Below are 9,780 nucleotides of genomic sequence, written 5' to 3' on the forward strand. Positions count from 1 at the left end.
TGGCAACGCAGGACAGGCAGGCGTGATGCAGGCATTTACGTCATCACTATCCGATGAGGATATCCACGATTTGGCCGCTTATTACGCTAATCTGACGCCACTTAAATGACCTGCTTGTAAAAGCACATCCTACAGAAATGCAAACGGGCAATCCTTAGATTGCCCGTTTAGCTTAGACGGTTGATCAGTACTATTCGATGCTGACCACTACGGTACCGATTTCCGGGTGGATATAACTTTCAATATGGTCAAGGCGCAGATCACGTTTTTCGCCGTTGATATCGACGACTAAATATTCGACTTTCTTGCGCATTAACAGATCGCAGGCTTTCCCTTCAACGATTTCTCCGCTACGCAACGTCAGCGTCAAAACCAAATCATGCTGGCAGGCGAGCTCAAGATTATCGTAGTCATCACAATTGATGGGTTGGTACTCATCATTCATCGACATAATCGCTCACCAATAAGTTAGCGGCGGCATAGGCCGCCTGTTCCCGGATAGAAGACGGAAGTTCGGCATTCGCCGCCACATCGTCTAATGCTTTCAACACACAGCCCAACGCATCGGGCACATAGCCGAGATCACCGCTGGCAATCTCCGCATATTTACGGCGTACAGACTCACAGTACTGTTGCATAGGTTCTCCTTAAAAGCATATCCCGCTGGGGTAATTATCGTATTAAAAGCCCAGAAAGATAAACTCTCAGTATTTAACGACTATAGCACAGGCAAGGTCCAGTTATTAGCGAGCAAATGCAGGTTTCTCTTTAGCTGATAGTCAGTTAATCCCTTGCAAGACGGCGTTAAACTGGCTGCCAGGCACTGCTTTCAAGTACACTGTGCGTCTATTATCAAGAGGTTTCCAATGGCGTTAAAAGCGACGATCTACAAAGCGGTAATTAATATTGCAGATATGGACCGCAATTTTTTCTACGATGCCAACCTGACGCTGGCGCAGCATCCTTCAGAAACCGAACAACGTATGATGTTGCGTTTACTGGCTTGGATCTGCCATGCCGATGAGCATCTTAGCTTTACCCGCGGATTGAGCGCGGAAGACGAGCCTGAAATCTGGCGGAAAAACGATCACAACGGCATTGAATTATGGATCGAGCTTGGCTTGCCAGATGAAAAACGCCTGAAAAAAGCCTGTAACCAGTCGCGCGAAGTGGTGCTTTACGCATACGGTGAGCGGGCTGCCAGAGTCTGGTGGTCGCAAATTGAAGGCAAGGTCAGAGGTTTTGAAAATCTGCGCATCCGTTATATTGATGATGAAATGCTGACTCAGCTCACCGCATTTGGCAGCAGAACCATGGATTTACAGGCGACTTTGCAAGACGGAACTATTTGGCTTTCCGATGCTCAGAGTAATTTAGAAATTCATTTTTCTGAATGGAAAGAGTCAATCGTAAAAGAAGCAAGGTAATCGGTGTGCTTATCCTTTCCGGGAAAATGGAAATACCAGACAGCGAAATTGAATTAACGGCGATCCGCGCTCAGGGCAATGGTGGCCAGAACGTCAATAAAACGTCAACGGCAATACATTTACGTTTTGATATTAAAGCCTCAAGTTTGCCAGACTATTACAAAGAGCGGCTGATGGCGTTCAATCACCACTCCATCACCCCTGACGGTTGGGTGGTTATTAAGGCTCAGGAGTCCCGGAGTCAGGAACAGAATCGCGAAGCGGCGCTGGCTCGTTTAAGTAATCTGATTACGCAGGCGATGGTGGTGGAAAAACCACGTCGGGCGACGAAGCCGACACGGGGTTCTAAAATTCGTCGGGTAGAAAGTAAAGTGCGCAAGGGCGCGACAAAAGCATTGCGGGGCAAAGTTCGATAGCCTTATATCGTGTTGCAGGACAATATTTATCGCAACACTCAGAAAAAGCAGTAGGGGAGAAACTGTGAAAAAAATCATCATAACCGCAGTGCTGGCGCTCGGGGCGCTGTCACTGTTCGGCTGCCATACCGCTGCTTTCAATCAAGAAAAACCGTTGCAGGCGATGCAGCAAAGTTACAGTGGTGTCCTGCCGTGCGCCGATTGCGGCGGGCTGGAGACATCATTATTCCTCCAACAGGACGGCACTTATGTTCTGCAGGAAACTTATCAGGATACCAGGGACGGCGATCAGACTTTCGCCAGCTATGGCAGTTGGGCGAGAACCGCTGACAAACTGGTCCTGACCGATGCGAAAGGTGAAAAGCGTTACTTCCATCCGAAAGATGAAAATCTTGAAATGCTTGATACCAGTGGTGCGCCGATTGTTTCGTCGCTCAATTACACGCTAAAACCTACGCAGCAGACTTTGCCGAAGACGCCGATGCCGCTGACCGGCATGATGCAATACAGCGCTGATGCGGCTTCTTTTAAGGATTGTGCGACAGGTAAAGTTTTCCCGATGTCTGCCAGCAAGTCGCTGGAGCAGGGGTATCTCGCTGCGCGTAAGTCACCAAATCAGCTGGTTTTTGTGTCGATGGACGGGCATTTCATGACGGAACCGTCGATGGAAGAAGGGCAGATACAGAAAGCCGTGGTGGCGGATGCAAACGTAAAGTTTGATGCAACCAAAGCTTGCCCGTAAGCACTTCAGTCAAACTAAAAGCACAAACAAAAATGCCCGCTCATGCGGGCATTTTTATCTACAACGATCTATTGCCGATCCTTAACGCGGGATCTGGCTCAGCAGATAAGAAACGATATCGCTTTGTTTGATCATTTGCTTTTCACCGCTGCGACGGTTTTTGTATTCCAGCTCTTGCGCATCCAGATTTCGATCGCCAATAACCACCTGATGCGGTACGCCGATCAGTTCCATATCTGCAAACATCACGCCAGGACGCTCTTTACGATCGTCGAGGATCACATCAATGCCTTTGGCCCGCAGAGTCTGGTAAAGCTCTTCTGCAGCGTCTTTAACGCGGAACGATTTATGCATATTCATTGGGAGAATAGCGACCTGGAAAGGTGCAATTGCTGCTGGCCAGATGATACCGCGTTCATCATGGTTCTGTTCGATTGCTGCAGCCACCACGCGGGTCACACCGATGCCATAACAGCCCATCGTCATGACCTGATTACGGCCATCTTCGCCTTGTACTGTGGCATTCATCGCTTCTGAATATTTCGTACCGAGCTGGAAAATATGACCCACTTCGATGCCGCGTTTGATTAGCAGCGTACCTTTACCATCCGGGCTAATATCGCCTTCCACTACGTTACGAATATCAGCAATTTGCGGCAGTGGTAGATCTCGCTCCCAGTTGATACCGAAATAGTGCTGACCATCGATATTAGCACCAGCGCTGAAATCGCTCATGGCGGCAACAGTGCGATCAGCCACGATTGGCATCGGCAGATTGACCGGGCCTAATGAACCTGGGCCGGCATTAACGATGGCGCGGATCTCATCTTCAGTGGCAAAAGTCAGCGGCGAAGCAACGTGTGGCAGCTTCTCGGCTTTGATTTCGTTCAATTCGTGATCGCCACGCACTAACAGCGCAACCAATTTATGGCCGCTCTCTGGCGTAGCATGCACCATCAGTGTTTTGACTGTTTTCTCAATCGGAGTCTGAAATTGTTCAACCAGTTCGGCGATGGTTTTCGCATCAGGCGTTGCGATCTGGCGCAGCTCTTCGCAGGCCGCCGCACGCGGTGCCGCAGGTGCTACTGCTTCAGCCAGCTCGATGTTGGCCGCATAGTCAGATTCTGTCGAGAAGATGATGTCATCTTCACCACTTGATGCGAGTACCTGGAATTCATGTGATGCGCTACCACCGATCGAGCCGGTATCAGCCTGTACAGCACGGAAGTCCAGGCCCATACGGCTGAAAATTTTGCTATAGGTCGCATACATGGTGTCGTAGGTTTCTTGCAAGGATTCCTGTGTAGCGTGGAAAGAGTAGGAATCTTTCATGATGAATTCGCGTGAGCGCATCACGCCAAAACGCGGACGAACTTCATCACGGAATTTGGTTTGGATCTGGAAGAAATTCAGCGGCAACTGCTTATAAGAGCTGATTTCGTTACGGATCAGATCAGTAATCACCTCTTCATGCGTTGGGCCAAGTACAAAGGCACGATCGCCTCGATCCACAAAGCGCAACAATTCAGGACCATATTGGTCCCAGCGACCGCTCTCCAGCCATAAGTCTGCAGGTTGAACCACCGGCATGGAGACTTCGATGGCACACGCGTTGTTCATCTCTTCGCGGACGATGTTTTCGACTTTACGAAGTACACGTAAACCGGTTGGCAGCCAGATATAGAGCCCTGATGCTAGTTTGCGGATCATCCCGGCACGTAACATCAGTTGATGACTGATCACTTCGGCGTCGGCTGGCGTCTCTTTCAGAGTGGAGAGCAGATATTGAGTTGTACGCATGTTGTGTTGATTCCGTTAGCACTGCTAATTGCAATCGGGCTGCCATTGGGCAGCCAAAACGTGAAAAGTTTCTTAGTTTACCAGCGACTGAGGGTTGTCAAAAGAGAAGGGACGGAAATTAGTTTTTGTCGAGGGATAAGACCTGATTCAACCCACCAATAACGCGCCAGCGCACATTGAATTCTAACAAGTTTACCGCATAATCCTTTTCACTTTCCGCACCTTTACGGTATGCAGGACGAGGATCCTGACCTAAAACTTGAGTGATAAAACGACGCAGGTGAGGGTATGACCGAAAATATTCAGCCAATTGTTGCTCAGCCTGAGGCAAAAACTCTACCGGCATGTCTGAATCTGGTGCCTGTTGGGCAAAGCCCGCACGAGCATCAGGATGACTCTCCGCAAAAGGAAGATAGGGCTTGATGTCTACCACCGGCGTGCCATCAACCAGATCAAAACTTCCTAATTCCAAAATAACATTCTGGCCCTGGCAACGAATTCCCTTTAGTTCGATCAGCGACATACCCAGTGGATTCGGCCTAAAGGTCGAACGGGTTGCGAATACTCCGGTGCGCGTGTTACCACCTAAACGGGGAGGTCGAACAGTGGGGCGCCAGCCGCCATCCATAGTTTGATGGAAAATGAACATAACCCAAATATGACTGGATTTTTCAAGACCTCGCACCGCTTCGGGCTGATTGTAAGGGGAGAGCAGATGCAGCTCTCCCCCGCCATCTTCGATCAAACCGGGCTGGCGAGGGATAGCAAACTTCTCTTTATAGGGCGAATGAATGGTCCCTATTTGAGCGAAGTGAAATGAGGTCATTTAAAGGTGACATTCAGGGCGGATCCCTGGCAAATAGCCTGTTGATGGCAGCCAGGAACTCCACTCAGAATCTGACATTGATGCAGTAAGACGGCATTTGCTTTCATATAAGAAGCCCGGGTCAGCATTCTTTTGCGGGCCGTTGCCAGACTGGGTGGAGAATCTTGTGTGTCTGCCTGACAGGATTCACCTGACACTTCACCCAAGTCGCGGAAAGGGGTTCCCACCAGCGCTTCAGCATCTTTGTACAGTTTCACCGGCGCCGGACGAACAGGGGCGGGTTTAGTTTTTACGGGTTTTGGTTCTACCGGAGTTGGCTGTACAGGAGCGGGTGGCTGCGTTTTATGAGTCGTAGCACAACCCGCTAACAAGAAAGCTAACAAACAGAGAGGTAAAGCACGCATGGTATATCCTCTGCTCTTACTATGTTAGGGGAATAATGTGGCGTTATTGAAGCAAGGTATTGAGAAAATAACAAGGCGGGCATAAGCCCGCCTTGTTATTTTTCTAAAAGAAATGTTTAGAAAGGTTTTAGTTTTAATCTCAATGATAGAAAAGTGATAAGGCTTACCAGCCTTTAACGGCTCCACCGTTGAAGATTTTATTGGCCGCTGCATTTACTTCGTCTGACTGATAAGCCTGAACGAATTTCTTAACGTTCTCAGCATCTTTATTATCTTCACGAGCAACCAGCAGGTTCACATAAGGAGAGTTTTTATCTTCTACGAAGATGCCATCTTTCTCCGGCGTCAAACCAATTTGGCTTGCGTAAGTGGTGTTGATCACCGCCAGTGCAATTTTGTTGTCATCCAGTGAACGTGGTAGTTGCGGGGCTTCCAGCTCAACCAGTTTCAGATTCTTAGGGTTCTCAGTGACATCAAGAACGGTTGGCAACAGGCCAACGCCATCTTTCAGTTTGATCAAGCCTTGTTTTTGCAGCAATAGCAGAGAACGCCCCAGGTTAGTCGGGTCATTAGGCAGGGCAATCTGATCGCCTTCTTTCAACTCATCAATGGATTTGATTTTCTTGGAGTAACCGGCAATCGGGTAAACAAAGGTATTACCGACTGGGACCAGTTTGTAACCGCGATCTTTAATCTGTTGATCCAGGTAAGGCTTGTGCTGAAAGGCATTAAGATCGATATCCCCTTTGTTCAGCGCCTCGTTAGGCAGAACGTAATCATTGAAGGTTACCAACTCAACATCCAGCCCATACTTTTCTTTAGCCACTTTCTGTGCAACTTCTGCAACCTGCTGCTCAGCACCGACAATCACGCCCACTTTTATATGGTTTGGATCTTGTTCTTTAGGGCCACATCCAACCAGCGCCAGCGTTCCCAGAAGCGCGCCAACCAACGCGATTGATTTAAATTTAGTAGACATATCCTTTCCTCTATAAGCGGAGATAAATTATTCGCAATGTTTAGGTTACAGCTGTTGTTGCCTTACTTATGGGTAACCGCTTTGACGATACGGTCGCCACAGAATTGAATCAGATAAACCAGAACAACTAACAAAACTAATACAGTATTCATCACGGTGGCGTCATAACCGATATAACCGTACTGATAACCGATTTGCCCCAAACCGCCAGCGCCAACTGCACCACCCATTGCGGAGTATCCCACCAGAGTGATCAATGTGATAGTTGCGGCATTGACGAGGCCAGGTAGCGCTTCGGGCAACAGCACTTTACGGATGATTTGCATTGGGGTTGCGCCCATTGCCCTGGCAGCTTCGACCAAACCACTTGGGATCTCCAGCAGAGCATTCTCAACCATACGTGCGATAAAGGGTGCTGCCCCCACAGTTAATGGAACGATAGCCGCCTGGAGACCAATCGACGTTCCTACAATTAAACGGGTGAATGGGATCATCCACACCAACAAGATAATGAACGGGATCGAACGGAAGATATTCACCAGCGCTGACATAATGCGGTAAACCTTTTTATTCTCCGCAATCTGCCCAGGGCGGGTGACATATAAAAGGACACCAAACGGTAAACCTAGTACGAAGCCGAAAAAACCGGAAGTCAGCGTCATGATTACCGTTTCCCATATGCCTCGGCCCATTAACCACATCATTGCCTCAGACATAACCGAGCACCTCTACTTTAACTTGATTTTCATGCAGGAACTGAATAGCTGCCTGTGTACTCGCTTCTTCACCATGCATCTCTGTCAACATAATGCCGAATTTAACCCCGCCGGCGTAATCCATCTGCGCGCTGATAATATTGTTATTAATATTAAAGCGGCGAACGACTTCAGATAACAGTGGGGCATCCACCGATTGACCAGTGAACTCTAGACGTAATAAAGGAACACGGCCATCAGTAGGTTCTGGAATCAAACGAGCCGCATAATCATCTGGAATATCAAGATGTAATGTGGACTGAATGAACTGCTGTGCCAGTGGCGTTTTAGGATGTGAGAACATTTCGCTGACTTTATCTTTCTCAATCAACTTACCATCACTGATCACTGCAACCTGATCGCAAATGCGCTTAACGACATCCATCTCATGGGTGATCAATAAAATGGTCAGCCCTAAGCGACGGTTAATGTCTTTGAGTAGCTCCAGAATAGAGCGGGTCGTTGCCGGATCCAGTGCGCTGGTGGCTTCATCACACAGCAAAACTTTGGGGTTGCTGGCTAAAGCGCGGGCGATAGCCACACGTTGTTTTTGGCCTCCGGAAAGATTGGCTGGGTAAACATCATGCTTATCTTCCAGACCGACAAGCTTCAGCAATTCCGCGACTCTTTTTTTAATCTCATCGGAAGAGCGGTTATCAAGTTCTAAAGGCAGCGCAATATTGCCGAACACCGTGCGAGAAGACAGCAAGTTAAAATGCTGGAAAATCATGCCAATCTGACGGCGTGCACTGGTCAATGCTTTCTCTGAAAAGGCCATCAGATCCTGGCCGTCGACCACAACATGGCCTTCTGTCGGACGTTCTAGCAAATTTACGCAACGGATCAATGTACTTTTACCTGCCCCGGAAGAGCCTATCACGCCATAAATCTGCCCAGCAGGAACATGAAGACTCACGTCAGAGAGTGCGACAATAGAGCGCGAACCCTGCTGAAAAACTTTGGTGATGTTAGAAAGTTTAATCATATTCTTCTTATTCTATCTTTGGGACCGTGACTCAAGAAAATGGCTCTATGGCATAAGCCATAAGTATGCGGTGGATGCTAAGGCGTCTAGACGTCTAAGTCAACTGGGATAGCATTCTCACTCCCCCTTAAAACATGCAATACTATTCACTTAATCAGCTATCAGGAGCCAAGACGTGGCACAAACTGTTCCAGCAATTTTTTTAGATAGAGATGGTACCCTTAATGTTGATCACGGGTATGTCCATGAAATCGATGATTTCCAATTTATTGAAGGTGTAATAGAAGCCTGCCTGCAATTAAAGGAAATAGGTTTTGCTTTAGTCCTCGTCACTAACCAGTCGGGTATCGCGCGCGGTAAATTTACAGAAGAACAATTTATTCGCTTAACAGAGTGGATGGATTGGTCACTGGCAGACCGTGGCGTTGATTTGGATGGCATCTATTTTTGTCCTCATCATCCTGAAGGCGTGGTAGAAGCGTTTACTCAGATATGTGAATGCCGAAAGCCAATGCCTGGAATGTTCCTCCTTGCAAAAGATGAGTTGAACATCGATATGGCTGCTTCTTATATGGTAGGCGATAAAATTGAAGACATGCAGGCAGCAGCAGCAGCGGGCGTGGGACATAAAATCTTAGTGAGAAGTGGTAAGCCGGTTACTGCAGAAGGTGAAGCCTTGGCTGACGGCGTGCTTACAAGCCTTACAGAACTGCCTTCTTTCATCAAAAAAGCGGTTAAATAAGCCTTTGTGAGTAAAAAACAGGCAAACGAAATGAAACTGCATTTATTCGCTTGCCATTCCGTCCCGGCTCCCTATAATGCCGCTCCATCGACAGGGAACAACGTGAACAACATCACGAAGTGACCGGGTCGGAAAGATTAAAAACAGCGGCATCCGGTGAAATAAACGGTTGACACTGAAAGAGGAAAGCGTAATATACGCCACCTCGAGTTACCAAGCGAAAGCGCGTAACTACAAGACGATATCAGCCACCTCGGTGGCAAAAAATATCAAGTCTTAGAGTGACCAAGCAGTAATTCATTTAGTTGAATTATTACGAAGTAATCTCTGAGCACCGCTTCACTTGTTGAAGCAAATCGAACTTTTAATTGAAGAGTTTGATCATGGCTCAGATTGAACGCTGGCGGCAGGCCTAACACATGCAAGTCGAGCGGCAGCGGAAAGTAGCTTGCTACTTTGCCGGCGAGCGGCGGACGGGTGAGTAATGTCTGGGAAACTGCCTGATGGAGGGGGATAACTACTGGAAACGGTAGCTAATACCGCATGACCTCGAAAGAGCAAAGTGGGGGATCTTCGGACCTCACGCCATCGGATGTGCCCAGATGGGATTAGCTAGTAGGTGAGGTAATGGCTCACCTAGGCGACGATCCCTAGCTGGTCTGAGAGGATGACCAGCCACACTGGAACTGAGACACGGTCCAGAC

12 protein-coding genes, 1 rRNA gene and 1 pseudogene are annotated in these 9,780 nt (G+C 48.2%); 6 read left to right on the forward strand and 8 right to left on the reverse strand.

All coding sequences use genetic code 11. The features are described from left to right. Positions 1–10: 10 nt before the first annotated feature. A pseudogene (locus tag IEV89_RS21830) lies at positions 11–109 on the forward strand (c-type cytochrome); the annotation flags it as partial. Positions 110–190: 81 nt separating this feature from the next. Here the strand turns inward: IEV89_RS21830 and rof are convergent. Next, positions 191–451 (reverse strand): Rho-binding antiterminator, encoded by a 261-nt coding sequence (rof, locus tag IEV89_RS20140; protein WP_188475299.1) that lies wholly within the window; start codon positions 449–451, stop codon positions 191–193. Continuing rightward, positions 438–638 (reverse strand): YaeP family protein, encoded by a 201-nt coding sequence (locus tag IEV89_RS20145; RefSeq protein WP_188475300.1) that lies wholly within the window; start codon positions 636–638, stop codon positions 438–440. Before IEV89_RS20145 ends, rof begins: the two co-directional genes overlap by 14 nt. Positions 639–866: 228 nt before the next feature. Between IEV89_RS20145 and IEV89_RS20150 the strand changes: the two genes are divergently transcribed. The 3 genes from IEV89_RS20150 (at position 867) to nlpE (ending at position 2,585) form a co-directional block, all read left to right on the forward strand. Continuing rightward, positions 867–1,427, forward strand: coding sequence for a YaeQ family protein (locus tag IEV89_RS20150; RefSeq protein ID WP_188475315.1), 561 nt, complete (start codon positions 867–869; stop codon positions 1,425–1,427). Continuing rightward, positions 1,394–1,843 (forward strand): alternative ribosome rescue aminoacyl-tRNA hydrolase ArfB, encoded by a 450-nt coding sequence (gene arfB / locus IEV89_RS20155; protein ID WP_373283428.1) that lies wholly within the window; start codon positions 1,394–1,396, stop codon positions 1,841–1,843. Before IEV89_RS20150 ends, arfB begins: the two co-directional genes overlap by 34 nt. Before the next feature lie 64 nt (positions 1,844–1,907). Beyond that, a complete protein-coding gene (nlpE, locus tag IEV89_RS20160) occupies positions 1,908–2,585 on the forward strand; it encodes an envelope stress response activation lipoprotein NlpE (protein ID WP_188475302.1) in 678 nt (225 codons plus the stop codon). 81 nt (positions 2,586–2,666) lie between these two features. Here the strand turns inward: nlpE and proS are convergent, their stop codons facing one another. The 6 genes from proS to metN all read right to left on the reverse strand — a co-directional run bounded on the left by proS (position 2,667) and on the right by metN (position 8,334). Further along, the gene (gene proS, locus IEV89_RS20165) at positions 2,667–4,385 is read right to left on the reverse strand and encodes a proline--tRNA ligase (RefSeq protein WP_188475303.1); all 1,719 of its coding nucleotides are present in this window, start codon (positions 4,383–4,385) and stop codon (positions 2,667–2,669) included. Positions 4,386–4,503: 118 nt separating this feature from the next. Beyond that, positions 4,504–5,211, reverse strand: coding sequence for a tRNA (N6-threonylcarbamoyladenosine(37)-N6)-methyltransferase TrmO (gene tsaA / locus IEV89_RS20170; protein WP_188475304.1), 708 nt, complete (start codon positions 5,209–5,211; stop codon positions 4,504–4,506). Then, the gene (gene rcsF / locus IEV89_RS20175) at positions 5,208–5,615 is read right to left on the reverse strand and encodes an envelope stress sensor lipoprotein RcsF (RefSeq protein ID WP_188475305.1); all 408 of its coding nucleotides are present in this window, start codon (positions 5,613–5,615) and stop codon (positions 5,208–5,210) included. Before rcsF ends, tsaA begins: the two co-directional genes overlap by 4 nt. 163 nt (positions 5,616–5,778) lie before the next feature. After that, positions 5,779–6,594 (reverse strand): MetQ/NlpA family lipoprotein, encoded by an 816-nt coding sequence (locus IEV89_RS20180; protein WP_188475306.1) that lies wholly within the window; start codon positions 6,592–6,594, stop codon positions 5,779–5,781. A gap of 62 nt (positions 6,595–6,656) precedes the next feature. After that, positions 6,657–7,310 carry a methionine ABC transporter permease MetI gene (locus IEV89_RS20185; protein ID WP_188475307.1) on the reverse strand — a complete coding sequence of 218 codons (654 nt, stop codon included), beginning with the start codon at positions 7,308–7,310 and terminating at the stop codon, positions 6,657–6,659. Next, entirely contained in the window at positions 7,303–8,334 is a 1,032-nt protein-coding gene (gene metN / locus IEV89_RS20190; protein ID WP_188475308.1) for a methionine ABC transporter ATP-binding protein MetN, read from the reverse strand. The genes IEV89_RS20185 and metN overlap by 8 nt, the downstream gene beginning before the upstream one ends. A 175-nt stretch (positions 8,335–8,509) precedes the next feature. Here metN and gmhB point away from each other — a divergent pair, with 175 nt between their 5' ends. Together gmhB and IEV89_RS20200 are read left to right on the forward strand one after the other, a co-directional pair. Continuing rightward, positions 8,510–9,076 carry a D-glycero-beta-D-manno-heptose 1,7-bisphosphate 7-phosphatase gene (gene gmhB, locus IEV89_RS20195; RefSeq protein WP_188475309.1) on the forward strand — a complete coding sequence of 189 codons (567 nt, stop codon included), beginning with the start codon at positions 8,510–8,512 and terminating at the stop codon, positions 9,074–9,076. Positions 9,077–9,441: 365 nt separating this feature from the next. Further along, positions 9,442–9,780 (forward strand): 16S ribosomal RNA (locus IEV89_RS20200); the annotation flags it as partial.

The organism is Hafnia psychrotolerans, from assembly GCF_014639435.1.
GTDB classification, from domain to species: domain Bacteria; phylum Pseudomonadota; class Gammaproteobacteria; order Enterobacterales; family Enterobacteriaceae; genus Ewingella; species Ewingella psychrotolerans.

Bases quoted from the DNA above. Each gene is read 5' to 3' on its own strand.
- rof (WP_188475299.1), bottom strand. From the start codon at position 451: ATGTCGATGAATGATGAGTACCAACCCATCAATTGTGATGACTACGAT.
- IEV89_RS20145 (WP_188475300.1), bottom strand. From the start codon at position 638: ATGCAACAGTACTGTGAGTCTGTACGCCGTAAATATGCGGAGATTGCC.
- IEV89_RS20150 (WP_188475315.1), top strand. From the start codon at position 867: ATGGCGTTAAAAGCGACGATCTACAAAGCGGTAATTAATATTGCAGAT.
- arfB (WP_373283428.1), top strand. From the start codon at position 1,394: ATGGAAAGAGTCAATCGTAAAAGAAGCAAGGTAATCGGTGTGCTTATC.
- proS (WP_188475303.1), bottom strand. From the start codon at position 4,385: ATGCGTACAACTCAATATCTGCTCTCCACTCTGAAAGAGACGCCAGCC.
- tsaA (WP_188475304.1), bottom strand. From the start codon at position 5,211: ATGACCTCATTTCACTTCGCTCAAATAGGGACCATTCATTCGCCCTAT.
- rcsF (WP_188475305.1), bottom strand. From the start codon at position 5,615: ATGCGTGCTTTACCTCTCTGTTTGTTAGCTTTCTTGTTAGCGGGTTGT.
- IEV89_RS20180 (WP_188475306.1), bottom strand. From the start codon at position 6,594: ATGTCTACTAAATTTAAATCAATCGCGTTGGTTGGCGCGCTTCTGGGA.
- IEV89_RS20185 (WP_188475307.1), bottom strand. From the start codon at position 7,310: ATGTCTGAGGCAATGATGTGGTTAATGGGCCGAGGCATATGGGAAACG.
- metN (WP_188475308.1), bottom strand. From the start codon at position 8,334: ATGATTAAACTTTCTAACATCACCAAAGTTTTTCAGCAGGGTTCGCGC.